Source organism: Companilactobacillus sp. FL22-1 (assembly GCF_043951805.1).
GTDB lineage: Bacteria > Bacillota > Bacilli > Lactobacillales > Lactobacillaceae > Companilactobacillus.
In genome coordinates this window covers 17,737-41,395 of sequence record NZ_JBINJY010000015.1, presented here as the reverse complement: position 1 = coordinate 41,395, position 23,659 = coordinate 17,737, and the positions used below count along the sequence as shown (strand labels likewise).

19 protein-coding genes, 5 tRNA genes, 2 riboswitches and 1 other annotated feature (1 of these 27 cut by a window edge) are annotated in these 23,659 nt (G+C 38.0%); of the genes, 19 read left to right on the top strand and 5 right to left on the bottom strand.

Annotation, left to right across the window (positions count from 1 at the left end):
- Nucleotides 1-8: 8 nt before the first annotated feature.
- The 3 genes from ACG72T_RS11730 (at nt 9) to ACG72T_RS11720 (ending at nt 502) form a co-directional block, all read left to right on the top strand.
- A tRNA-Asn gene (locus tag ACG72T_RS11730) sits at nt 9-81 on the top strand.
- Between the two features lie 13 nt (nt 82-94).
- Nucleotides 95-185 (top strand) — tRNA-Ser (locus tag ACG72T_RS11725).
- 243 nt (nt 186-428) lie between these two features.
- Nucleotides 429-502 (top strand) — tRNA-Arg (locus ACG72T_RS11720).
- Between the two features lie 44 nt (nt 503-546).
- Here ACG72T_RS11720 and dapF read toward each other — a convergent pair.
- Both dapF and ACG72T_RS11710 read right to left on the bottom strand, forming a co-directional pair.
- Nucleotides 547-1,515 (bottom strand): diaminopimelate epimerase, encoded by a 969-nt coding sequence (gene dapF, locus ACG72T_RS11715; RefSeq protein WP_395266336.1) that lies wholly within the window; start codon nt 1,513-1,515, stop codon nt 547-549.
- Between the two features lie 13 nt (nt 1,516-1,528).
- Nucleotides 1,529-2,887 (bottom strand): aspartate kinase, encoded by a 1,359-nt coding sequence (locus ACG72T_RS11710; RefSeq protein ID WP_395266335.1) that lies wholly within the window; start codon nt 2,885-2,887, stop codon nt 1,529-1,531.
- Between the two features lie 146 nt (nt 2,888-3,033).
- Nucleotides 3,034-3,216: riboswitch (Lysine riboswitch) on the top strand.
- 75 nt (nt 3,217-3,291) lie between these two features.
- Here ACG72T_RS11710 and lysA point away from each other — a divergent pair.
- From lysA to ACG72T_RS11655, 11 genes are all read left to right on the top strand, one after another.
- Nucleotides 3,292-4,575 carry a diaminopimelate decarboxylase gene (gene lysA, locus ACG72T_RS11705; protein WP_395266334.1) on the top strand — a complete coding sequence of 428 codons (1,284 nt, stop codon included), beginning with the start codon at nt 3,292-3,294 and terminating at the stop codon, nt 4,573-4,575.
- 13 nt (nt 4,576-4,588) lie between these two features.
- A complete protein-coding gene (dapD, locus tag ACG72T_RS11700; protein WP_395266333.1) occupies nt 4,589-5,293 on the top strand; it encodes a 2,3,4,5-tetrahydropyridine-2,6-dicarboxylate N-acetyltransferase in 705 nt (234 codons plus the stop codon).
- A 2-nt stretch (nt 5,294-5,295) separates the two neighbouring features.
- Nucleotides 5,296-6,453, top strand: a complete 1,158-nt coding sequence (locus tag ACG72T_RS11695) for an N-acetyldiaminopimelate deacetylase (protein ID WP_395266332.1) — start codon at nt 5,296-5,298, stop codon at nt 6,451-6,453.
- Complete coding sequence (dapA, locus tag ACG72T_RS11690; protein WP_395266331.1) at nt 6,453-7,322, top strand: 4-hydroxy-tetrahydrodipicolinate synthase; 870 nt, start codon at nt 6,453-6,455, stop codon at nt 7,320-7,322. The genes ACG72T_RS11695 and dapA overlap by 1 nt, the downstream gene beginning before the upstream one ends.
- A gap of 11 nt (nt 7,323-7,333) precedes the next feature.
- Nucleotides 7,334-8,107, top strand: a complete 774-nt coding sequence (dapB, locus tag ACG72T_RS11685; protein WP_395266330.1) for a 4-hydroxy-tetrahydrodipicolinate reductase — start codon at nt 7,334-7,336, stop codon at nt 8,105-8,107.
- 89 nt (nt 8,108-8,196) lie between these two features.
- Nucleotides 8,197-9,396, top strand: coding sequence for an aminotransferase class I/II-fold pyridoxal phosphate-dependent enzyme (locus ACG72T_RS11680; RefSeq protein ID WP_395266329.1), 1,200 nt, complete (start codon nt 8,197-8,199; stop codon nt 9,394-9,396).
- 180 nt (nt 9,397-9,576) lie between these two features.
- Nucleotides 9,577-10,635 (top strand): aspartate-semialdehyde dehydrogenase, encoded by a 1,059-nt coding sequence (locus ACG72T_RS11675; RefSeq protein WP_395266328.1) that lies wholly within the window; start codon nt 9,577-9,579, stop codon nt 10,633-10,635.
- A gap of 92 nt (nt 10,636-10,727) precedes the next feature.
- Complete coding sequence (locus ACG72T_RS11670; protein ID WP_395266327.1) at nt 10,728-12,038, top strand: hypothetical protein; 1,311 nt, start codon at nt 10,728-10,730, stop codon at nt 12,036-12,038.
- A 280-nt stretch (nt 12,039-12,318) separates the two neighbouring features.
- Complete coding sequence (gene nrdD / locus ACG72T_RS11665) at nt 12,319-14,529, top strand: anaerobic ribonucleoside-triphosphate reductase (RefSeq protein WP_395266326.1); 2,211 nt, start codon at nt 12,319-12,321, stop codon at nt 14,527-14,529.
- Entirely contained in the window at nt 14,459-15,040 is a 582-nt protein-coding gene (gene nrdG / locus ACG72T_RS11660; RefSeq protein ID WP_395266325.1) for an anaerobic ribonucleoside-triphosphate reductase activating protein, read from the top strand. The genes nrdD and nrdG overlap by 71 nt, the downstream gene beginning before the upstream one ends.
- Nucleotides 15,041-15,331: 291 nt before the next feature.
- Entirely contained in the window at nt 15,332-17,131 is a 1,800-nt protein-coding gene (locus ACG72T_RS11655) for a heavy metal translocating P-type ATPase (protein ID WP_395266324.1), read from the top strand.
- On the opposite strand, the gene ACG72T_RS11650 is transcribed toward ACG72T_RS11655, so the two are convergent.
- Nucleotides 17,126-17,743, bottom strand: a complete 618-nt coding sequence (locus ACG72T_RS11650; protein ID WP_395266323.1) for a DNA-3-methyladenine glycosylase — start codon at nt 17,741-17,743, stop codon at nt 17,126-17,128. The genes ACG72T_RS11655 and ACG72T_RS11650 overlap by 6 nt on opposite strands.
- A gap of 130 nt (nt 17,744-17,873) precedes the next feature.
- Between ACG72T_RS11650 and ACG72T_RS11645 the strand changes: the two genes are divergently transcribed.
- Together ACG72T_RS11645 and ACG72T_RS11640 are read left to right on the top strand one after the other, a co-directional pair.
- Nucleotides 17,874-17,945: transfer RNA gene (locus tag ACG72T_RS11645), tRNA-Glu, on the top strand.
- A 4-nt stretch (nt 17,946-17,949) separates the two neighbouring features.
- Nucleotides 17,950-18,022: transfer RNA gene (locus tag ACG72T_RS11640), tRNA-Val, on the top strand.
- Nucleotides 18,023-18,117: 95 nt separating this feature from the next.
- Here the strand turns inward: ACG72T_RS11640 and ACG72T_RS11635 are convergent.
- Entirely contained in the window at nt 18,118-18,792 is a 675-nt protein-coding gene (locus ACG72T_RS11635; RefSeq protein WP_395266322.1) for a hypothetical protein, read from the bottom strand.
- A 92-nt stretch (nt 18,793-18,884) separates the two neighbouring features.
- Nucleotides 18,885-18,963, top strand: a riboswitch (SMK box riboswitch).
- On the opposite strand from ACG72T_RS11635, the gene metK reads away from it, so the two are divergent.
- Nucleotides 18,961-20,154, top strand: coding sequence for a methionine adenosyltransferase (gene metK / locus ACG72T_RS11630; RefSeq protein ID WP_395266321.1), 1,194 nt, complete (start codon nt 18,961-18,963; stop codon nt 20,152-20,154). Its footprint overlaps the riboswitch before it by 3 nt.
- 73 nt (nt 20,155-20,227) lie before the next feature.
- Nucleotides 20,228-21,703, top strand: a complete 1,476-nt coding sequence (locus tag ACG72T_RS11625; RefSeq protein ID WP_395266320.1) for an MDR family MFS transporter — start codon at nt 20,228-20,230, stop codon at nt 21,701-21,703.
- Here the strand turns inward: ACG72T_RS11625 and ACG72T_RS11620 are convergent.
- Nucleotides 21,650-22,300, bottom strand: a complete 651-nt coding sequence (locus tag ACG72T_RS11620) for a phosphatase PAP2 family protein (protein ID WP_395266319.1) — start codon at nt 22,298-22,300, stop codon at nt 21,650-21,652. The genes ACG72T_RS11625 and ACG72T_RS11620 overlap by 54 nt on opposite strands.
- 79 nt (nt 22,301-22,379) lie before the next feature.
- On the opposite strand from ACG72T_RS11620, the gene ACG72T_RS11615 reads away from it, so the two are divergent.
- Entirely contained in the window at nt 22,380-23,630 is a 1,251-nt protein-coding gene (locus tag ACG72T_RS11615) for a glucosaminidase domain-containing protein (protein WP_395266318.1), read from the top strand.
- Nucleotides 23,628-23,659, top strand: a binding site (T-box leader); it runs 184 nt beyond the window's last position. It overlaps the preceding gene by 3 nt.

The following is a 23,659-nucleotide window of genomic DNA, read 5'->3' as shown; positions in this document are numbered from 1 at the left end:
GTTATTATTCCGGTTTAGCTCAGTTGGTAGAGCACCTGACTGTTAATCAGGTTGTCGTCAGTTCGAGTCTGACAACCGGAGTTTTTTTTATCTTGGAGAGTTGTCCGAGTGGTTGAAGGAGCATGATTGGAAATCATGTATACGGGTATTGACCTGTATCAGGGGTTCGAACCCCCTACTCTCCGTTAAGGTTAAACTCAATATGGTTAATATACCAACAAAGGCCGTCCTATCTAACGATAGGGCGGTTTTTTTAGTAAAATCGGCTCTTAGTCAAATCGTATTAATCATTGATAAAATGTAAGCTACGAAAAAGCTATTCATAGAGTCAACAAATTTCGTTATATAATTAACATAAAAAAATGAGAAATTGACTAGTCAAATAATGTAACCATATGATATAATAAATTCTGTTGTGATAGAGATATGCGCCTATAGCGCAATTGGATAGAGTGTCTGACTACGAATCAGAAGGTTGTAGGTTCGACTCCTACTAGGCGCACTAATTAAAAGAGACTTATGAGTTTAACTCATAGGTCTCTTTTTTTACTTTTGAGAAATATTTTTAATAAACTTTTGATAATCTCTTTCTTCACCAGTTGCAATGATTTGTAAGTTGGTTAAGTCATTTTGTCTTAGACTGTCCTCATCAACATTGATTTCTTCAGTAAAGGTGGCATTGCCGATCAATCGTAATTTACTGTGCTCTTTATTATTGCTGAGGGTGACTTTTGTCTTGACCATACCACCGGGATTGTAGACTTTAATCTCTTTGTTAGGGTCAAATTGATCTTTATGTAGCATGGCAAAAACCAAACTTGCTGCTGACATACCGGTTCCGCAAGCGTTAGTAAAGCCGACGCCACGTTCATAAGTTTCAACAAATAATTTATTCGTTGCTAGTATTTGCCCAAAGCTAACGTTAACGCCTTCAGGGAAATACGGGTTTTGGGAATTGAGTTCTTGACCAAGGTCGCCAAGCTCTAATTTACTTACCTCGGGAACGAAGCTGATAAGGTGTGGATTAGGCACAGCTACAGCAGTAAAACTTTGATCCGGTAGGAATTCAGGTATCATCTGATCGACCATTTCAGCTTCATTGTGATATGAAAATGGTAAATCAAGATTATTGAAAGATATTGGACCAATTTCAACGCTGAAAGCAGGTACACCAGGATAAAAGTCTTCAGATTTTTCGACTTCTAATGGTGCATCGTTAGTCTCAACCTGGAAACTGTCTAACTGAAATTTTTCAGATAGGTAGCGACTGACGGTTCTTAAACCATTTCCACACATCTTGGCTAAGCTACCATCAGCGTTAATGACGGTCATTTTTCCAAGATAATTTTCACTAGCATCGACCACTAAGAGTCCATCAGCTCCACCGAAGACATTCTCACAGATATTGATGGCTAGTTTACTTAATTGTGTTGGCGTCAGGGGAGTCTCTAACAGAGTTTGATCAAGGATAAAGAATGTATTTTCTGAACCATGTACTTTGAGAAGTTTTACCAATCTATTCACCTCATTAATTAAAAAATGTTTGATATATTTTCAAAACGGCCTTATCAGCGTCATTCTCTTGAATGCCAATCATGATTGAGATTCTTGAGGCGCCCTGATTGATCATATGAACAGCAATGTTGTTTTCGGTTAACGAATCAATGATTTCACCAATCGTGTTAACATTGTGGGCGATGCCTTCGCCAACTACCATAATAATGGCATAGTCATCGATCCATTCCAAATAATCAGGCTTTAATATTTCTCGGACATCGTGGCAAAGATGGTCAATCGTTGTCTTATTCAACTTTGTGCGGTCAAAAATAACGGTCAAATCATCGATTCCGGAAGGCATATGTTCATAAGAGATATTGTATTTATAAAATATTTGCAATAACTTCAAAGTAAAACCGACTTCTTTGTTTAACAAGTATCGATGGATATAGAGAGCTGAAAAGCGTTTGGAACATGCAATACCTGTAATTTGATTAGCTGGGTCGAACAAAAACTGTTCAGGAACGATTAAAGTTCCATCGGCTGATGGATTATTGGTATTTTTGACATTGACTGGTACTTGGCCTTCAACAGCGGGGATAATGGCCTCATCTTGAAAAACAGAGAAACCTGCATAAGACAATTCTCTCATTTCTCGATAGGACATTTTTTTGATAGCCTGAGGATGTTTTACAACGTGATTATTAGCTGCATAAATTGCGTCAACATCGGTAAAGTTTTCATATAAATCAGCTTGAAATCCCCGACTGAGTAATGCTCCTGTGATATCAGATCCACCACGGGCAAAAGTACAAATTTGACCGTTAGTGTTGTAGCCAAAGAATCCAGGTACCACGACGCGTTTGTCAGTTGGTAGTTGCAGGCTAGCAAGATTAGCATAAGTTTGCGGTGAGATATCAGCATCGTTAGCTTGTCCATGAACAATGATTCCTGCTGTCTTAGGGTCAATCATTATTGATGGAATTTGTTGATTATTGAGGACGGCATTTAAAACGATGGCATTGAGATATTCACCATGAGCCTTAAAGGCTGCCAGCAAGTAATCATTGTTTTCAAAATCAATCGTAGCTAAATCAATCAGTATCTTTCGTAATTTAGAAATAACTGAGTTATCCAGTTTAAAATAATCACAAATTTGATGATATCTTGAGATAATCTGTTTGAGAATATTGGTAGAGTCTTCATTCAAAATGACAGAATTAGCATATTCGATCAATAAATCTGTCACCTTGATATCGTTAAGCGAACGTTTACCAGGGGCCGATGTAACGATCACTTTTCTTTCCGGATCATCTTTAATAATCTTTACGACCTTTGCAAATTGTTCACCAGTAGCGAGGGAACTTCCCCCAAACTTAACGATTTTCATGTAATACACCCCTAAAATTAAATAGTTTTTAATGATGAGTTTATCATTAACTTTAGTTATGACAAGGGAAAAAGACTGAAAAAATATAAAAATGAGAAAATTACTAATATTACTTGACTGATTATGAGGGTTGTTATAATCTAATAATCAATAAAAGAGGTCGCAATCGACATCAGTAAATAAGGGAGCTTCTGTAAGAGCTGTGAACTTATTGAAAGGGGAGATTGCCGAAGCGTTGGACTTTACAGAGTTCAACAAGCTGGGGCGTATTAACAAGAGAATACGAACTGTCGTGGCTAAAAAGTCGGTCACGGTGAGCTTATGACAAGTCGGATGCAAATTAATTTGTGGATCTCTTTGTTGTAAAGCAAAGGGATCTTTTTTTATCAAAAGGAGCATTTTCTATGAAAATAAACAGTTTAGATAGCTATGAAGGACATTTGATGATTGGTGGGGTCGATAGCGTTGAATTGGCCAAAAAATACGGTACGCCACTGTATATTTTTGATATTGAAAAGGTTCGTGCCGAGATCAACAAATATAAAGAAGCTTTTGTCGCCAATCAATTAAAGTATCAAATCAGTTATGCTAGCAAAGCATTTGCAGTCAAAGCTATCTATCAAGTGATGGCACAGGAGAATGTGCACGTTGATGTCGTTTCAGGCGGCGAACTACAAACGGCCTTAGAAGCCGGATTTCCAGCGGATAAGATCAGTTTTCATGGAAATAATAAAACTTTTGAAGAATTAGTTATGGCGGTACAAAATCAAGTTGGAGTAATTATTTTAGACAATTTTTTAGAGATTGAATTACTTTCACGTATTTTAAAAACAGACCATACCAAAATCAAAGTTATGTTGCGACTGACTCCAGGAATTTCAGCACATACCCATAAGTACGATCAAACCGGACAAGTTGACAGTAAGTTTGGCTTTGATGTCGAATCTGGGCAGGCTAAACGAGCCTTAGAGTTAGTTTTAAAAGATCCTAATATGGAAATGCTGGGAATTCACGCACATATCGGGTCACAGATTTTTGGAACGCAAGGTTTCGTCTTATTGGCAAAAAAGATGGTAGAGATTGCTAAGAGCTTCCAAGCAGAATTTGATTATTGGCCAAAAGTAATTAATCTAGGCGGTGGTTTTGGTATTCGTTATAACGATGACGATGACCCAATTGCTCCGAAAGTCTTTATTCAACAAATTGCTGCGGAATTGAAGAAGGATTGTCAGCAAGTGCCTGAAATTTGGATCGAACCAGGAAGATCGATCGTTGGTCCTGCAGGATATACGTTGTATACAGTCGGTTCGCGAAAAGATATTCCCAACTTAATCTCGTATTTATCAGTCGACGGAGGGATGGGAGATAATATTCGTCCCGCTTTATATCAAGCTAAATATGAAGCTGTGGTCGCAAATAAATTGAATCAGCCCATTAAGGAAACGGTTCATCTTGCTGGTAAGTACTGTGAGTCAGGTGATATTTTGATCGATCAATTACCAGTTCCGCAAACACAGCCGGGTGATATCATCGCTGTATTAGCTACTGGAGCTTACGGTTATTCTATGGCAATGAATTACAATCGCAACCCCAGACCAGCAGTAGTTTTCGTCGAAAATGGCGAGGATAAGTTAGTCGTCAAACGTGAAAGTTTGCAAGATTTAACTAGACTTGATTTGGATTATTAATGGAGGATTTAAGATGGCAAAGATGAATGCACGAGAAATTATTGATTATATAGGAAATTCTAAGAAAACTACTCCGGTAAAAGTTTATTTGCAAGAGGATGTTACTTCGATAACTTTTCCCCCAGAAATAAAGGTTTTTCGAAATAAAGATTTTGCCATTTTGATTGGTGACTATCAAGTAATTGAACCAATCTTAAGAGCACATCATTTTAATGATCCATATGTGGAAACAATCGGTCAAAATACTGGCGTACCCATGCTAGATATTAAGAATGTCAACGCTCGGATTGAACCGGGTGCAATCATTCGTGATCAAGTGACTATTGGTGATAACGCCGTTATAATGATGGGTGCAGTTATTAATATTGAAGCCGAAATCGGTGCTAAGACGATGATCGATATGGGAGCAGTTCTCGGTGGTCGTGCTATTGTTGGAGAAAATTCTCACATTGGTGCTAATGCAGTGTTAGCTGGCGTGGTTGAACCTGCTTCCGCTAAACCAGTTAAAGTCGGTAATAATGTCGTTATCGGAGCTAATGCAGTCGTTCTCGAAGGTGTTGAAGTTGGCGATAATGCCGTTGTAGGTGCTGGTGCGGTAGTGACCAAAGATGTAGCTGCAGGGAGTGTTGTTGCTGGTGTTCCCGCCAAAATCCTCAAAGTTAAAGATCAAAAGACAACTGACAAGACTAAAATCGAAAGTACTTTAAGGAAGTTGTAATTATGGCTCTAACGACAGGACAATTGATTCAAATCAGACGACACTTGCATTCGATTCCGGAGCTAGCGATGCAAGAAGTTAAAACACAGGCCTATCTTTTACAAGTTATTCAAGCGATGGATCAAAACTTTTTACACGTAAAAACTTTTTCACAATTGCCAACGGCCATTTTAGTTAGAGTTGATGGTTCTAAACCAGTTAGAAACATTGGGTATCGTTGTGACATGGATGCTTTACCGGTAACTGAAACCAACGAATTCGATTATCGTTCGACTAATAACGGCGTGATGCATGCTTGTGGTCATGATATTCATATGACTGTGGCCTTAGGAATCTTGAATTATTTCAGTCAACATCAACCAATTGATAATTTAATTTTCTTTTTTCAACCAGCAGAAGAAAGTCAAAGTGGTGGCAAAATTGCCTATGATTTAGGTGCTTTTAGTGGCAAATTTCACGTTGATGAGTTCTATGGCTTACATGATAATCCGGATTTAAAGGCTGGTGTCATTGGTTGTCGTAAGGGAACATTGTTTGCAGGGACAACTGAAGTAGATGTGACTATTCACGGTAAGAGCGGTCATGCCGCTTATCCTCAATTGGCTACTGACAGTATTGTGATTGCAGCCAATTTTATCAACCAAGTGCAAACGATTGTTTCCAGAAATGTTGATCCAACCAAATGTGCCGTGATCACCTTTGGGCAAATGCAAGCTGGTGTGATCAGAAATGTGATTGCTGGTGAAGCTAAGCTGTACGGTACGATTAGAGGATTAACTCAAGAAATGATTCTATTTGTCCGCAAACGGCTCAAAGAAGTGGCCGCTGGTTTAGAGCAGTCCTTTGATTGTTCAATCTCAGTGGCATACAACCAAGGCGGATATTATCCGGTGGAAAATGATCCGACAACGACTAAGCGTTTGATTGACTTTATGAAACAAGCGGCTGATATAACTTTTGAAGAAACAAGTCCTAAAATGACTGGTGAGGATTTTGGCTATTTGATACATAAGATTCCAGGTACGATGTTTTGGCTCGGGGTTGACAGCCCAGCTGCATTACATTCAGCTGATTTTTTACCGAAAGAAGCAGCGATTGAAAAAGGTGTCGCAGCAATTGTTGAATTTTTGAAATATCGAATGAATTTGGAGGAAGCGTAATGAATGACGAGATCGATTTAATGACGGCAATCATCACCCCATTTGATGAGGAAGGAAAAATTGATTATCAAGCTTTAAAAAAACTGACGGAACATTTACTTTCCACAGGTACTAAAGGGTTTGTCGTTGGTGGAACTACTGGAGAAACGCCAACTCTGTCAGAAGCAGAAAAATTACAGCTTTATCAAAGATTCGTCGAAATAGTTGCAGGACGGGCACCTATTATTGCTGGTGCTGGAAGTAACAGTACTGAAGGTACGATTGATTTTATAAAGAAGTTGGCTGAAATTGATGGTATTGAGATGGCCCTGGTAGTAGTGCCTTATTACAATAAGCCTAATCAAAAGGGGATGGTGGCTCATTTTGAAACCGTAGCTAAACATTCACCATTACCAATCATGATTTATAACATTCCAGGTCGTACGGGAGTATTGATGGAGAAAGAAACCGTCGTACAACTGTCAAAGAATAAAAACATTGCCGGTATTAAACAATGCAATACGTTGGAAGATTTGGAATACATTGTTGAACATGTTGACCAATCATTTGATGTGTATAGCGGTGAAGATGGTCAGGCCTTATTTGCTAAGGTTATCGGAGCGAACGGCGTTATATCGGTAGCTTCACATATCTTTGGAAATGAAATGACAGAAATGTATCAATCGCTTGAAGATGGCAACTATCGCATAGCTGGTCAAATTCAACGTCAATTGACACCTAAGATGAATGCTTTGTTCATGTATCCTTCGCCTTCACCAGTCAAAGCTGCCTTGAACCGCTTAGGCTTTAAGGTTGGCGGTTGTCGTTTGCCAATCTTATCACTCGATAAGGATGAACAAGAACAACTATTTAAAATTTTGGACATTTAGAGGAGTAATTTATGCGAAAAGTAATCATTTCTGGATTTAACGGTTCGATGGGTCAAAAAACAGTTCAAATGGTTGAACAAGCTACCGATTTAACTTTAGTAGCAGGCTATAATCCAAATTTGAAAGATCTGAATCCACAAAGTTATGGACTTTCACCAGACGTAAAATTATTTAACAAACTTGAAGATATTACTGAAACTGCCGATATTTGGATTGATTTTTCCATTCCTAGTGCTGTTTTTGAAAATACTAAATTTGCGATTGAACACGGAATTAGACCAGTCGTAGGAACAAGTGGTTTGAGTGAAAGCCAAGTTAAAGAACTCCAAAAACTAGCTAAGACAAAACAACTCGGTGGGATCATCGCTTCTAATTTTGGACTATCGGCCGTGTTGATGATGAAATTTGCAGCGGTGGCCGCTAAATACTTTAGTCAGGCGGAAATAGTAGAAAAGCACCATGAGGATAAAATCGATGCTCCTTCGGGAACAGCCCTCAATACAGCTCGTTTGATTTATCAAGCCAGAGGACACAATCAAGTGGATTCTGCTTCGACTGATCCATTAGGAACTCGTGGCGGTGATTATCATGGTACGAAGATCCATGCCTTAAGATTACCCGGTTTTGTTGCCGATGAAGAAGTAATTTTTGGTGGAACTGGTGAGACCTTAACCATTTCGCAAAGTACCACTGATCGTGTAAGCTTCATGACTGGAGTCAAACTGGCAATTTCCGAAGTTGTTGAACAAGATCATTTAGTAATTGGTCTTGAAAATGTTATTTAGATTTTCACTAAAAAGATTAAAAAATATCTAATATTAAATGCTATTTTGTTATATGATTAGATTACATAAAATTTAAGGAGTGTTGAAGAATGCCAGAATTAGATGCATCAGTTAAGAATGTTGTTAATGAAACAATCGCCCCTATGGGACGATCAAAAATTAGAGAATTTGCCGAAAAATTTGCCAAAATCCCTGGATTAATCAAATTAACGTTGGGTGAACCTAATTTTAACGTTCCCGAACACATTAAAGCGGCTGCAATTGAAAGTATCACTGAAAATGAATCTCATTACTCTGATCAAAAGGGATTCTTAAGCTTAAGAAAAGCTATTTCAGATTATTTGAACAAACAATTTGATCTGCAATATGATCCAGAATCGGAAGTTATTGTTACGATTGGTGCTACAGAAGCTATTTTTGACTCATTAGCTGCCATTATTAATCCTGGTGACAAAGTTATTATTCCTACACCAACTTTTGCTTTATACATTCCCATCGTGAAGATCCTAGGCGGAATTCCAGTTCAAGTTGATACGACGGCTGATGGTTTCCGTCTGACTGGTGAGCATTTGGAACAAGTTATCCAAGCTCAAGGTCCAGATTCTGTTAAAGCATTGATGTTGAATTTCCCTGGTAACCCAACTGGATTTGTTTATTCAGAATCAGATCTGCAAGAAATCGTTGATGTGGTAAAAGATAAGAATATGTTCGTAATTTCAGATGAGATCTATGCCGAATTAACATATGGGCATAAACACTTGTCATTAGCTAAATTAATGCCTGGTAAAACAGTTTTGATCAATGGTTTGTCTAAGTCTCACGCTATGACAGGTTATCGAATCGGCTATATTGCAGCTCCTAAAGATTTTGTTGAACAAGCTAATAAAATGCATGCCTTTACAGTCACAGCGCCTTCTAACCCAGCTCAATTCGCAGCTGAGGAAGCTTTGGCAAATGGAATCGATGACCCAATCGAAATGCGTGATATTTATCAACAACGTCGAGATTATCTAGTAGAACAACTCAATGATCTGGGTTATGAAACACCAATGCCTGAAGGAGCATTTTACACTTTCTCAAAAATTCCTGAAAAGTATCATTTAACTTCAGTTGAATTTGCCAATAAATTAGCTGAAGAGGGCTTAGTTGGAGTAACTCCTGGTGTGGCTTTTGGTGAAGGTGGCGAGGGTCACTTTAGAATTTCTTACGCTGCTTCGATGAAAGATATTCAAGAAGCAATGAAACGTTTACGCGTCTTTACAGAGAGTTTATTAGAGACGGTTGAATAATTAGTGCTTGTTTAATTAGCTATTAATAATTTTTATAGTTTGACGTTGAGAACAAAGGCTGGGAACAGACCTTAGTAAAAGAGTTTCAACTTTAGTTGCTTAGCAAGTTAGAAATGTTCCTAAAAACTCGTAATTTTAAAGACGAGTAGTTCACAAATTATTACTAAGGGATGAATTTTTATGAGTGGATATACAGTAGCAATTTTAGGTGCCACCGGTGCAGTCGGGACACGATTGATTCAACAATTAGAACAGTCGACAATTCCAGTTTCCAAAATTAAATTGTTGGCATCTTCTCGTTCAGCTGGTAAAAAGCTTCAATTCAAAGATCAAACAATTACCGTTGAAGAAGCAAAACCAGAGTCGTTTGCAGGTGTTGATCTAGTTTTGGCCTCTGCCGGGGGAGCGGTTTCTAAGAAATTGTTACCAGAAGCGGTCAAACGTGGTGCCGTCTGTGTCGACAATACGAGTGCTTTTCGAATGGAAGAAGATGTACCGTTAGTTGTTCCTGAAGTCAATGAAGCTGCTTTATATCAACATCATGGAATTATCGCTAATCCCAATTGTTCCACGATTCAAATGATGGTTGCTTTGGAACCGATCAGAAAAGCTTTTGGACTCAAACAGATTATCGTTTCAACTTATCAAGCCGCTAGTGGTGCAGGTCAAAGTGCTTTGCAGGAATTATATGATCAAGCTCAAGACTATCTAGATCACAAGCAGATGAGTGCCGAAATCTTCCCTACTAAGGGTGATAAAAAGCACTATCCTTTAGCCTTTAATCTCTTGCCACAAATTGATGTCTTAGAAGATAATTTATATTCTCATGAAGAGTGGAAAATGATTCATGAGACCAAGAAGATCATGCTTGGTGATATGAATTCGCCAGAGATAAAAGTCACCGCTACTTGCGTTAGAGTGCCGGTACCGATTGGCCATGGCGAATCAATTTATATTGAAGTAGCAGATAAGTCAGCAACTGTTGAACAAATTAGACAATTGATCAGTGATGCTCCAGGAGCCGTTTTACAAGATGATCCAACACAACAAGTTTATCCACAGCCAATCAATGCGGTTGGCAGTCGTGACACTTTCGTCGGGCGTATTCGTCCCGATTTAGAAAATCAAGGTGCATTCAATATGTGGGTTGTTTCTGATAATTTGTTAAAAGGAGCTGCTTGGAATACAGTTCAAATTGCGGAAAGATTAGTCGCAGATGATTTAGTTCGTAACAAATAAAAAATATGGGACACATTAATTAGACTGTGTTCCATATTTTTTTTGCTATATCTGTTAAAATGTTTAAAGACATTTAAATTCAGGTGAAAAAAATGAAGCGAATAATGAGTTTCTTTAACGAAGGTGCCTTGGACCTCTTGGCCAATGGTGGCGTCGCAATACCGTATTTTTTCTGTTTAACTTTATATAATCAAAATAAGAGTATTTTCAACTATGCATTACCATTTTTAATGCTCTATACTTTTCGAGCTTTGGGAATGTTGTTGACGACTTTTATTACTTTACCAGCCTCAACCATGTTGTCCTTTTCAAGTTTGTTCGGGGTGGTCGGTTCAATTTTTATTCTCGGAGCAGCTAATCCGTTCTTTGGCGTAATTGGAGGGGTCCTCTTGGGGCTTGCTTCCAGTTGGATCTGGCCATATTACTTGACGGTTCGGTCTCGGGGACAGATGGATAAAGAATTTAAATTTAATCGAATGCATACTTTATCGGTGTTAATAACTTTAGTTCTCCTTGTAGTGGTTCAGTTGATTGCTACGAAGACGAACTTCTTAAATCTGTCTTTTATTCTACTAGCTTTTCTATTTTTGGCAGCTTTAGTTGGTGGAATGAATATCACTCATCGATTAACTTTTTATCAAGGAATTCAAACTAAACAAAAGTTTCGGATTAATTCGTTCTTTAGTTTGATCGTGCTAGCCAGCTTAGTCATGTTGATCTTCATTATTCGATATACACGGCTCAAGGCAGTATCTCAAACGTTTGATCTACTCATTAGTGTCGTTGCCATTATGCTCTTTTTATTCTTAGCATATTATCAAATCGACATTCACAAAAAGATTTTTCCTTTGAGTTTAGTGGCCGTCAATCGTGGTGTCATCATGAATTACGTGATGTTATATTCGATTTTTGATAGTACGATCAGATTTGGCTTCAATACACTGATGCTAATTTATACGATTTATTTGTTAGGATTTGAAGCTGGTCCATTTCTATTGAAAAATCGTACTAGCTGGCGATATCCTCTATTGTTATTGGGACTTGTCTTAGCATTATTTAACTATACTTATTTCATTGGTTTATTATTATGTGCAATCTTTGTCGGAACTGATAATCGGATCTTAAACGATGCTTTATATAATCATCCTGACTTAGATTCTGAACGAGCCTTTTTGATCAAGTATCAACTTTCTTGCGTGGGGAATGTTTCTCAACAATTAGTTTATATGACAACGATTTATTTCATCAGTTATTTTACAAAAATCAATGCTTTAGGCTTCTTTAATGCCAGCGTTACTAAAGGACCTACGGATGGAGTTTTATACGGAGTCCACATTTTTATTACAACAATTGTATTTATTTATGCTGCGGCGACATTTTATTTTGCCCGAGATAAAGAGTAATAAGACCATTACAACGTTATGATTCGAATTTACTAAACTTTTTTTGAACATGAACATCTGTTGTGGAGGCAAATGGTTTGGTTCACTATAACGCTGTTTTGTGAATCAGTCGGCGATATGAATTTATGAAAATATAAATAAGACTACTATATATTGTGCTTGTGTGTTATATATAACACTTCATGATGTATTGGTAGCCTTATTTTTTTGTTTTATATTTTGTAGAATGAACTTGATCAATGACGATGATTTGATTTTTTTCAGATGGGGAGGAAAAAATATGACTTCAAAGCTGGATAATTTAATTGGGCTCCGAGTTGAAAAAAAGTGTGGAGTACAAACTGATTTTTATCCATATAAAATTGAATTTGTTCTAAATAAATTAGGATTAACAAGTCAACAAAAAAAGGCCTTGATTGAGAGTTTGGTCTCACAGCTTGGTGAATTTGATATGATTACAACTTCACAAATTCACAGGTTTATTTTGGAGAGTTTGGTCGCTGCTGGAGCAAATGATCAGGCACAAGCATATGAGAATTATTCACAACAGGATCAACTTCTTTTTGAGCAAGCGACTGATGTACAAGGCAATATTGAAAAACTTTTTGATCGTAATGAAGATATGGTTCACGAGAATGCTAATAAAGATAGTAATATTTTTAATACTCAGCGTGATTTAGAAGCCGGTGTTGCCAGCAGAGCTATGGGGTTAAAAATGTTGCCTGAAATTGTTGCAAAGGCGCATTTACGTGGCGATATTCATTGGCACGACCTCGATTATTCGCCAGTGACACCAGAAACTAATTGTTGTCTGATCGACTTTGATGAGATGTTAAGTCATGGTTTCAAGATTGGTAATGCTTGGGTCTCAAGCCCGCGTTCAATTCAAACGGCAACAGCTCAAATGTCGCAGATTATTGCTAATGTAGCTTCTTTGCAATACGGTGGTTGTTCCGCCAATCGAATTGACCAGTTATTAGCGCCCTATGCAAAACTCAATTATCAAAAGCATCTACAAGATGCTCAAAAATGGATTGCGGCCGATAAGCAAACTGCTTTTGCCTGTGAAAAGACTCAAAAAGATATTTATGATGCCATGCAGGCACTGGAATATGAGATCAATACGCTTTATTCCTCACAAGGACAAACTCCGTTTACGACAATCAATTTTGGCCTAGGTACTAATTGGATCGAACGAGAGATTCAAAAATCAATTTTAAAAATTAGAATCAAAGGTTTGGGTCAGGAACATCGGACAGCAATTTTCCCCAAGCTAACCTTTACACTCAAACGGGGACTGAATATGGAACCTGGAGATCCTAATTACGATATCAAAGAATTGGCTTTAGAATGTTCGACTAAACGAATGTATCCTGACCTATTAATGTACGACAAGATCAAGGAATTGACAGGTAGCTTTAAAACTCCGATGGGCTGTCGGTCTTTCTTACAAGGTTGGCAAGATGAATCTGGCAAAGAGGTCAATTCGGGTCGAATGAATTTAGGCGTTGTAACGGTAAACTTGCCTAGAATCGCTTTGGAAGCTAATGGCGACCAGAAATTATTCTGGCAAATTTTTGAGGAAAAGATGCGCATTTGTCATATGGCCTTGCAATACCGAATTGAAAGGACGAAACAGGCCAAACCGGAGAATGCACCGTTGCTCTATATGTATGGAGCTTTTGGCAAACGTTTAAAAAAGGACCAAAGTGTCGATGAATTATTTAAAAATCAACGTGCCACTGTGTCGTTAGGCTATATTGGTTTGTATGAAGTTTGTACGGCCTTTTATGGCGATAAGTGGGAAAATGATCCTTTGGCTCACGATTTTGCTGAACAAATTACTAAAGCTTTGCGGGAAAAATGCGATCAGTGGGCTGAAGAATCTGGTTATCACTACAGTCTGTACTCAACTCCAGCCGAATCTTTGACCGATACTTTTTGCCGTGATGATTTGAAAAAATTTGGTTCGATTCCCAACATCACGGAAAAAGAATATTACACCAATAGTTTTCACTTTGATGTGAGAAAGCATCCCACACCGTTTGAAAAATTGAGTTTTGAAGAAGTATTTCCCAAGTACGCTTCAGGTGGTTTTATTCATTACTGTGAATATCCCAATTTGCGACAAAATCCCAAAGCTTTGGAAGCAGTCTGGGATTGGGCTTATGATCATGTCGGATATTTGGGAACAAATACGGCCATTGATAAGTGTTTCAAATGCGGCTTTAATGGTGAATTCAATGCAACGGCTCGAGGTTTCGTCTGTCCCCAATGTGGGAATCATGATCCACAATTCTGTGATGTCGTAAAGCGTACTTGTGGTTATCTGGGCAATCCCCAGCAGCGGCCAATGATTCACGGACGACATATGGAAATTGCTTCACGGAAGAAGAATATGGATACGGAGATGATAAAACATGCGGCAAAATATGAGAGAGCCAAACAATCCGACTCCGCAAGAATGGTTGAGCGCGGACCACAGTCTTAAAAGAATTGCTGATTATAAACCGTTCAACTTTGTCGACGGAGAGGGGATTCGTTGCAGTCTCTATGTTTCAGGCTGTTTATTTAGATGTCCCGGGTGTTATAACGTTGCGGCACAGGATTTTCGATATGGGAAGCCTTATACACAAGAACTTGAAGATAGGATCATCCAGGACTTGAGCCAAAGCTATGTTCAAGGATTGACTTTATTAGGTGGGGAACCATTTCTAAATACTGAAGTCTGTCTATCGTTATGCAAGCGAATCCGGAAGGAATTTGGGCACAGGAAGGATATTTGGTCGTGGACAGGATATTCTTGGGATGAGTTGATGAAAGAGTCTGACGATAAATTAGAATTATTGTCGTTGTTAGACATTTTAGTTGATGGACGCTTTTTATTGAGAAAGAAGGATTTAACTTTGCAATTCAGAGGTTCATCTAATCAAAGAATAGTCGATGTCCAAAAATCTTTAAGACAACAGCAAGTAGTTATTTGGGACAAGCTAGTTAGATAAGGATTTCAACAGTTAAATTTTAAGGTTTGATGGTAGATATTTCAGTCTAAAAATATCTACCTTTTTCTTTGCCTTAAATTTGGCATTTTAATACAATTACACTTAAATGAGTTTCTTTCCAATTAAGCTAATTGCAGCAATAAGTTAAAAATCTACTTTTGTAGTCCGAATTAGGCCTTTATTTGAAATGATAATTAAATGAGAATCATTCCAAATAAGACTATCATTTTTTATTTAAAGCAGGTATAATCATGGTAAAGATATAATTATATTTGAGAGGGGTGTATATTTATGAACTCTGACAAAATTAAATTGTACGGTACTTTGACGATTGGGGTAATTGCCGCTATTTTGGAATTTGGTCTCCACATGGCAGGCTATGCCCAGTTGATCATCAGTATTTTGGGTTCGTTGTTAGCTTTGATAATGTTTGTTGACATGATCAAGGTCTTGAAGTCTGGTAACTTTGGGGTCGATCTGTTAGCAATCACTGCGATTGTGGCGACGATTGCCTTGGGTCAATACTGGGCTGGTTGGATTGTCCTCTTGATGTTGACCGGTGGTGATACTCTGGAAGAATATGCTGCCAACAAGGCCAAAAGCGAGCTGAAATCATTGCTGGATAATACACCTTCCAATGCTCACTTGCTTGAAAATGGCAATATCAAAGATATTGATATTGATGAAGTAAAAATTGGTGATGAATTATTGATTCGTCCCAAAGAACAAGTTCCCGTTGACGGTACGGTAATTGAGGGTGCTTCAGAAGTTGATGAATCTTCACTGACAGGGGAATCTGTACCGGTTAACATCCAAGAAGGTTCAGCGGTCATGTCGGGATCGATCAACGGTGAAAATCCCTTTAAAATTCAAGCGGAAAAAGTTGCCGCTGACTCTGAATACCAAGCAATTGTGAAGTTGGTTAAGGAATCGGAAACTCATCCCGCCAGATTCGTTCGTTTAGCTGATCGCTATGCGGTGCCTTTTACTTTGGTGGCATACTTGATTGCCGGCTTGGCTTGGTATTTTTCCAAAGATCCAGTTAGAATTGCGCAAGTCTTAGTTGTTGCTTCACCTTGTCCTTTGATTTTGGCGGCTCCAATTGCCTTTGTTTCGGGGATGAGTCGCACTAGCCGCAACGGAATCATTGTCAAGTCAGGAACGGCTTTGGAAAAGTTGAACTCTGCCAAAACAGTGGCTTTTGATAAGACGGGGACCATTACGCGTGGAAAATTAGTCGTCGATGAATTTAAGACTGCTAACAATTTTGGTAAAGATACTGTTGCCAGTTACGCAGCTTCAATTGAACAAAATTCCAGTCATGTTATGGCAGAAGCTATCGTCGATTACGCTAAGAATCAACAACTTCCATTGCATAATGCTCAAGATTTAAAAGAGGTTACAGCAGCTGGTATCATAGGAACCATTGAAGGCCATGTTGTTAAAGTCGGCCAAGGTGAATTCGTGACCGATGAAACAGTGGAAGAAGTTAAGGGTTCTGGTGTCTATGTCTCAATCGATGGCCAATATGCTGGGGTTTATAGCTTGTTAGATCAAATTCGTCCTGAAGCGAAGTCCACAATTGAGAAGTTAAAGAATTTTGGTATTAAAAATATCTTGATGATTTCCGGGGACAAAAAAGAAGCCACCGAAATGGTCGCTTCAGAAGTCGGAATTACAAAAGCATATCCTTCAAGTTTGCCCGCAGATAAAGTTAAAATTATCAGCAATTTGGATCAAGCATATCATCCAACTATTATGGTTGGTGATGGGGTCAATGATGCACCAGCACTGGCTTTAGCCGATGTTGGGATTGCGATGGGATATAAAGGGGCCAATGCTGCTAGTGAATCAGCGGATGCCGTTATTTTACAAGATGATTTGAGTAAGGTCAGCACAGCAGTAAAAATTTCTCACGACACGATGAAAATTGCCCGTGAAGCCGTTTTAATTGGTATTTTTATCTGTACTGCCTTGATGGTGATCGCTGCCTTTGGCTTTATTCCAACGATTTTTGGTGCTCTGTCTCAAGAAGTAGTCGATACCGTCGCAATTCTTTATGCATTGAGAGCTCGTAGCGATCGTCTATAACCAACCATGAGTTTCAAGATTCATATCACGTTTTGGCAATTTGGAAACATAAGGATTGCCTTCAACAATAAAACGCATATTTTTAGAAGTCCAGGGTTCCTTATTTTTCACGCCGATTCGAGGTGTGGCTAAAATATTTTGGGGAGTCTGGACTTTTTTGTCGGAAAAAATAAAGTTATTTTCATTCAACATAGTTCCAGACAGCGACTTATCTTTGATTCCAAAAGCGGCCATCCATTTTGCAGGTCCATTGGTTGTTTCAAAACCAGTACGATTGCGGTTCAATTCCATTTGTTCAAGGCCCTCAAGTGGTTCCAAAGCCCGAATCAAGATTCCGTTAGGAGTACCAGCTTTTTGAATACTGATATCCATGTCAAGCCAGCTGTGAATCGAATAAATATAAATAGTTCCTCCGGCTTGATAGAGTGGGTCGTTAGCATCAGTATGACGACCATTGTAACTGTGAGCCGCCATATCGATTGGTCCCAAATAAGCTTCCGTTTCTACAATTAATCCCGAAAAAGTTCCTTGGGCTGAGCGATACGTAAAGGTATGACCTAACATATCTTGAGCTAAGTCCATTGTTTCAGCTGATTCAAAGTAATTTTGCACATTAAAAGTCTATTATCCTCCTATTTTTTGAAAAGATTCAAAAAAATTGAAAAAAAAGCTTGCTACACCTTTATTATTATTGTATTATATTTCTTGTGCTTGAGAGAGCGCAACAACAAATTAGTTATATGACTCCTTGGTCAAGTGGTTAAGACACCGCCCTTTCACGGCGGTAACATGGGTTCAAATCCCGTAGGAGTCATTTTGGAGGATTAGCTCAGCTGGGAGAGCATCTGCCTTACAAGCAGGAGGTCACAGGTTCGATCCCTGTATCCTCCATTCCAAAAACACTTTGATGATATCAAGATCAATTCTTGATATCATTTTTTTTTGCAATTAAAAAACGCTATTGAAAATTCCAATAACGTTTATTATTATATTATCAAAATTAGATTGCCAATGACACGGTAGAAGAGATTTGTTTGTGTAAAATGTTGATATTTTTTCAACAGACACATGCTGACAACGAACAAGATAATAATTAGCGTCGTCCATAGATTGATATAATTTAGCAAGAATAAGAGAAAACACAAAACTGAGATGGCCAATAATTCGCCATAATCCAATTTAGTTCCGTTAAAGTAATTGATCAGGACCGTTGCCAGATTGACTAGCAGCAAGGGAATGATGAAGTTGACCGAAATAAAATGCATGTAGTTGAAAGCCAAGGCGGTTGAGATGAAACTAGGAACAATAAAATCTTTAACTAATGAAACTAAATTTTGATAATTTTCAGGTAAGTAGCGTACTAGGTATAAGAAAACTAATTGCGTAAAAACCAGAATTATCACGAGCGGATTCAACGAATGTAAGGCTAAGATCGCTAATAATAGGTAGAGTACGCTATAAAGAATATGAAAATATCGGTTGGGATTTAAATTTAAGAGATACTCTTTGTATATTGCCACCATAGCTACCATGATAATTAGATAACCATTAATTGAATAATTGTGTAGGTCATGTATAAAAATAAAGATGAATGGGAAAATATGATAACTGATGAACTCAATGAAAGATAGTAATATCTTTTTTGATTTTAACTTATCCATAGGCACTCCTTTGACTCATAAAAATATATTAATGTAGAAAAAGATTAACGTCAAACCGATTTTTTTCATGAAAATACATTTAGTTTGTGTTAACCTATTAAGAGGTTCCTGATGGGATCCTTTTTTTGTTTAAAGGAGAAGCCCTGTAACCGAAAAGGTGGAAAGAAAATGTCAAAAAATTATTTATTTACTTCTGAATCAGTTTCAGAAGGACATCCAGATAAAGTTGCTGATCAAATAAGTGATGCAATTCTCGATGCTATTTTAGCAAAGGACAAAGATGCACGTGTTGCTTGCGAGACAACTGTTACAACTGGTTTAGTGCTAGTTGTTGGTGAAATTTCAACTTCTGCATATGTTGATATTCAAAGTGTTGTACGTAAAACAATTACCGATATTGGCTATGATGGTGAAAATCCTGGCTTTAATGGTAATAGCTGTGCCGTATTAGTTGCACTAGATGAACAATCTCCTGATATCGCCCAAGGTGTTGATGATGCCTTAGAAGATCGTGGTAACGATGATAAAGATCCTTTGGATCAAATCGGTGCCGGCGACCAAGGTTTTGTTTTCGGGTTTGCTACTAACGAAACAAAAGAGTTCATGCCATTGCCAATTTCATTAGCTCATAAGTTAATGAGAAAAACTGCTGAAGTCAGAAAAAACGGAACGATTCCATACTTAATGCCTGATGCAAAGTCACAAGTTACTATCGAATATGATGAAAACGATCATCCAGTTCGTGTTGATACAATTGTTTTAAGTACTCAACACAAAGCTGAGGCTAGTTTGGAACAAGTTCAAAAGGACATCAAACAATATGTGATCGACGAAGTTGTGCCTAAGAACATGCTCGATGACAAGACTAAGATTTTGATCAATCCTACGGGACGTTTTGTTATCGGTGGTCCAGAAGGCGATTCCGGATTAACTGGCCGTAAAGTCATCGTTGATACATACGGTGGATTTGCCCGTCACGGTGGCGGTGCCTTTTCAGGTAAAGATGCTACTAAAGTCGATCGTTCAGCAAGTTATGCTGCTAGATATATCGCTAAGAACCTTGTCGCTGCTGGAGTAGCGGCCAAAGTCGAGATTCAAATTGCCTATGCCATTGGTGTGGCAAGACCAGTTTCAATTCATGTGGATACATTTGGTACTAGTGACTTCTCCGAAGAACAAATTGAATCAGTTATCAATAAGTTCTTCGACTTACGTCCCCTAGGTATCATTAAAATGCTTGATCTACAAAGACCAATTTATAAGAAGACGGCCGCATATGGTCACTTCGGACGTACAGATATCGATTTACCATGGGAAAAACTTGATAAAGTAGATGATATTAAGAGTTTCTTGAAAATTTAATCGGTGATTACAGAGGCGTTCTTTAAAGTTTAACTTTAGGGAAGGTCTCTTTTTTTATGGAGGGAATTAATTAATGGCACGAAAAAATCAATCAAATGTGGTGATCGTAACGATTGCTGTATTTATCGCAACATTTATGACGGCAATTGAAGGAACGATTGTTTCGACCGCTATGCCGACTATTATCGGGAGTTTGCACGGAGTCAGCTTGATGAATTGGGTTTTCTCAATTTATTTATTGATGACTGCTGTAGCAACGCCAATTTACGGAAAGTTATCTGACGTTGTAGGCCGAAAACCAGTTTTATTGATTGGTTTAGTGATTTTCGTTATCGGTTCAACTTTGTGTGCGATGTCGAATTCAATGTTAACTTTGATTTTGGCTCGTGTGATTCAAGGTATCGGTTCAGGGGCAATCCAACCATTAACTTTTACGATCATTGCTGATATTTATCCGTTAGAGAAACGCGCTCGGGTTCTAGGTTTGAATGGTTCAGCTTGGGGAATCGCGGCAGTTATTGCACCGCTATTAGGTGGTTTTATCGTTGAAAAGTTGAGCTGGCATTGGGTCTTTTTGATCAATTTGCCAGTGGGTTTGATTACGATTGCTTTGATATGGATTTTCTTTAAAGAAGAGAAAACAGAACACGAAAAAATTAAGATCGATTATTTAGGAACAATCTTGTTGATTTTAGTTTTATTACCACTGATGTTAGCTTTACAAAGTCTTGGTACAAGCAGTTTGTTGCTTCCTTTGGGATTAGTGGCAGTTTCAATTATTTCCGTATTTATCTTTATCAAAGTTGAAAAACGGGTCCAGGATCCAATCTTGCCGCTCGAATTGTTCAATAATAAGACTTTCGTCATTCAGAATATCTTAGCGCTATTGGTCAGTGGTTTCTTAATTGGTTTTGAAGCTTATATTCCCACTTGGATGCAAGGAATTTTAGGCTTGAGTCCTTCGATGGGGGGATTTGCGGTCACACCTAGTTCGATCATTTGGATTTTTGGATCATTTTGGGCAGGAACGTTGATAAAAAAAATGGCACCCAACCGTGTCATTTACATTAGTTTATTCTTTTTAGCAATCGCTAATGGTTTATTGTTGGCCGCCGGTCCTACTACGCCATTTTGGTACTTCTGTTCACTAGCAGCTGTTGCCGGTTTAGGATTTGGTTTGACGATCACGACTACGACGGTAACTGCTCAGACAGTTGTTGATCCAGAAAACGTCGGTGTTGCTACTAGTTTTAATACTTTATTGCGTACAATTGGTCAATCAATGATGGTGTCAGTCTATGGAATTGTCCTAAATGCCGCTTTGGCTAAAGGTGCCGCCGAAAATAAGAATATTACCGTTGATATGATGAATAAATTGATCGATCCACAGACGGCTAATTCCTTGCCACATCAGCTTTTACCCAAAATGCGACAAATTCTTTTTTCTGGATTGCACAACATTTACCTTGTAACTTTAGTATTATTAGTATTGGGTTTAGTTCTTAATGCCTTTGAGTGGAAGAATAAAAAGGTTCTGGGATCTAAATAATAGTGTGTTGAAAGTTACTACAGTAGCTGCCAGAAGATATCCGCCGAGGACATCGCTAGGGTAGTGAACACCTAAGAAGATACGACTATACCCGATTAGGATGACTAACAAAATACATAATGTACTAATGATCAGTTTTGAACTCAACTTTTTGAAGATGAATAAGCTGATAATTAAAATAGAGATATAGAGGGCAAATGAGCTAGCAGAGTGACCGCTTGGAAAACTATATCCACCGGCCGAAACGTAATGGGTATGACTGGGACGAGGACGATCGACTAGAGTTTTGATCAAACTGTTCAAACTCGAGATGACAACTTTGTTGACAACGAGGAAGATTCCGGCATAATAATATCTTTTTATTATTAATAATAGAAAGAAAATTGCGGCGATGGCGATGGTTGGATAAGTATCTCCAAGATTGGTGAGTGGTCTAAAAAAGCTCAAGCTGAAATTGTTGTGATGATAAATTTGATTAATCAAAGTATTATCAAAATTTTTAATTAAATTTGTCTTTAAAACAACATTGAAGGTCCAAAATATAAAGATAATTAATAAAAGTGTATTTAAGATAGATAATTTTTGAATTTTTTTCATTATTATTTGTCTCACTATTGTTTAAGTTTTTATTAAGAAATATAATAAAGTATAAGGATCTTTAGGAGAGTTGATATCTATGATTATGACACGTCGTGAACGTAAAATCGAAGATAGTCGATTGACTAGATTAAATAATAAAAAACTAAAGAATGCAAACTTGCGCAAAAACTTAACTATTTTGGGTTCAAGTATGTTTGTGGGGGCTGTCGTTGCTGAAGTTGCAAATGTTTCTGTCGCAACACCTGTTAAAGCTGAGGCTTTGTCAGTTAACAATTTGTTGAATCAAAATGCTGCTGTGGTTACTACACCAGTTACTTCTAAAGGTGCGGGAGATCAACAATTTCTCGATTACATTGGCAATTCTGCCCGTAAATTAGCGGCAAATAACGACCTCTATGCTTCAGTTATGATTGCTCAAGCAATGGTCGAAAGTGGATGGGGTACTAGTGGCCTTGCTAGTTCACCTAATTACAATCTCTTTGGTATCAAAGGTGATTATAAAGGTGAATCAGTCAATATGGGTACTCAAGAGGATGATGGAACTGGCAATCTTTATTCTATCAACTCTAACTTCAGAAAATACCCATCATATAAAGAATCACTTGAAGACTATGTATCGTTGCTTCGTGGTGGAACTTCTGGCAATACCCAAATGTATGCTGGTGCTTGGAAGAGCAATACCAAGTCATATGAAGATGCTACGAAGTATTTGACAGGTCGTTATGCAACCGATACAACATACGGTGACAAGTTAAATAGTATGATTGAAAAGTACAACTTGACTCAATATGATACACCGCTTGATAAAGATCAAACATACACTGTTGCTCAAGGTGATACTTTGCAATCAATCGCCGATAAATTCAATATGACGACTGATACCTTAATGTCCTTGAATAACTTGAAGTCAAACAATTACATCTACCCAGGTAAAGTTTTGACGGTTACACAAATTATCGGTTCCAATGGTCAAGCCTTGTCCACAAGTAACTTGAGTACCGCTGAAAATACTAATGATACTAATAATGTTGGCGACGCATATGGCAGTCAACAAGCACCAGTCGTAGTTCAAGATGAACGAAACGGTGTCAAGAAGTATGTTCCATCGGAAGATTCTGATTCCGATTCATCATCAATTAATGTTCAAAATGATTACTCAGATAATAATTCCAGTGATTCAGGTGATAATACTAAGTCGGTAACAGTTCAAAGCGGCGATACGATCGATTCGATTGCTTCACAAGCAGGTACTACGGTTAGCAACATTCGCCAATTGAATAACTTGAATTCCGATTTATTGGTTGTCGGCCAAAGATTATTGGTATAGAATATAACAAAACGGAAGTAGTAGAATAT

Excerpts from the sequence above, each read along its gene's own strand:
- ACG72T_RS11710 (WP_395266335.1), bottom strand. The coding sequence starts at position 2,887 with ATGAAAATCGTTAAGTTTGGGGGAAGTTCCCTCGCTACTGGTGAACAA.
- lysA (WP_395266334.1), top strand. The coding sequence starts at position 3,292 with ATGAAAATAAACAGTTTAGATAGCTATGAAGGACATTTGATGATTGGT.
- dapD (WP_395266333.1), top strand. The coding sequence starts at position 4,589 with ATGGCAAAGATGAATGCACGAGAAATTATTGATTATATAGGAAATTCT.
- ACG72T_RS11695 (WP_395266332.1), top strand. The coding sequence starts at position 5,296 with ATGGCTCTAACGACAGGACAATTGATTCAAATCAGACGACACTTGCAT.
- dapA (WP_395266331.1), top strand. The coding sequence starts at position 6,453 with ATGAATGACGAGATCGATTTAATGACGGCAATCATCACCCCATTTGAT.
- dapB (WP_395266330.1), top strand. The coding sequence starts at position 7,334 with ATGCGAAAAGTAATCATTTCTGGATTTAACGGTTCGATGGGTCAAAAA.
- ACG72T_RS11680 (WP_395266329.1), top strand. The coding sequence starts at position 8,197 with ATGCCAGAATTAGATGCATCAGTTAAGAATGTTGTTAATGAAACAATC.
- ACG72T_RS11675 (WP_395266328.1), top strand. The coding sequence starts at position 9,577 with ATGAGTGGATATACAGTAGCAATTTTAGGTGCCACCGGTGCAGTCGGG.
- ACG72T_RS11670 (WP_395266327.1), top strand. The coding sequence starts at position 10,728 with ATGAAGCGAATAATGAGTTTCTTTAACGAAGGTGCCTTGGACCTCTTG.
- nrdD (WP_395266326.1), top strand. The coding sequence starts at position 12,319 with ATGACTTCAAAGCTGGATAATTTAATTGGGCTCCGAGTTGAAAAAAAG.
- nrdG (WP_395266325.1), top strand. The coding sequence starts at position 14,459 with ATGCGGCAAAATATGAGAGAGCCAAACAATCCGACTCCGCAAGAATGG.
- ACG72T_RS11655 (WP_395266324.1), top strand. The coding sequence starts at position 15,332 with ATGAACTCTGACAAAATTAAATTGTACGGTACTTTGACGATTGGGGTA.
- ACG72T_RS11635 (WP_395266322.1), bottom strand. The coding sequence starts at position 18,792 with ATGGATAAGTTAAAATCAAAAAAGATATTACTATCTTTCATTGAGTTC.
- metK (WP_395266321.1), top strand. The coding sequence starts at position 18,961 with ATGTCAAAAAATTATTTATTTACTTCTGAATCAGTTTCAGAAGGACAT.
- ACG72T_RS11625 (WP_395266320.1), top strand. The coding sequence starts at position 20,228 with ATGGCACGAAAAAATCAATCAAATGTGGTGATCGTAACGATTGCTGTA.
- ACG72T_RS11620 (WP_395266319.1), bottom strand. The coding sequence starts at position 22,300 with ATGAAAAAAATTCAAAAATTATCTATCTTAAATACACTTTTATTAATT.
- ACG72T_RS11615 (WP_395266318.1), top strand. The coding sequence starts at position 22,380 with ATGATTATGACACGTCGTGAACGTAAAATCGAAGATAGTCGATTGACT.